Origin of the sequence: Cellulomonas sp. GbtcB1, assembly GCF_019091725.1 — a bacterium.
Classification (GTDB): domain Bacteria; phylum Actinomycetota; class Actinomycetes; order Actinomycetales; family Cellulomonadaceae; genus Cellulomonas.
In genome coordinates this window covers 1-239 of record NZ_JAGXJG010000518.1, presented here as the reverse complement: position 1 = coordinate 239, position 239 = coordinate 1, and the positions used below count along the sequence as shown (strand labels likewise).

The 239-nt window shown below is 76.2% G+C and carries 1 pseudogene; it reads right to left on the bottom strand.

Annotation, left to right across the window (positions count from 1 at the left end):
- Window positions 1-190: pseudogene (locus tag KVT14_RS22845) on the bottom strand (hypothetical protein); the annotation flags it as partial.
- Between the last annotated feature and the right edge of the window lie 49 nt (window positions 191-239).

Here is a 239-nt window from a genome sequence, read left to right as displayed (position 1 = left end):
GCCGCGCGCCCGGGGGCAGCACGACGCGGTCCGGGCGCAGCGCCTCCCGGTGCCGGAGCAGGAAGTCGGCCAGCGCGACGCGATCCACCCGAGCAGTATCGGCGGGGCGCCGGTGCGCAGCCAGGGATCGGCGGTCCCCCGACAACCGCTCTCTTGCGGGGCCGCGCGGGGCGCGGAAGACTCGGGGCATGCGAATCACCGGTAACACCGTCTTCATCCCCGGCGCGGCGAGCGGCATC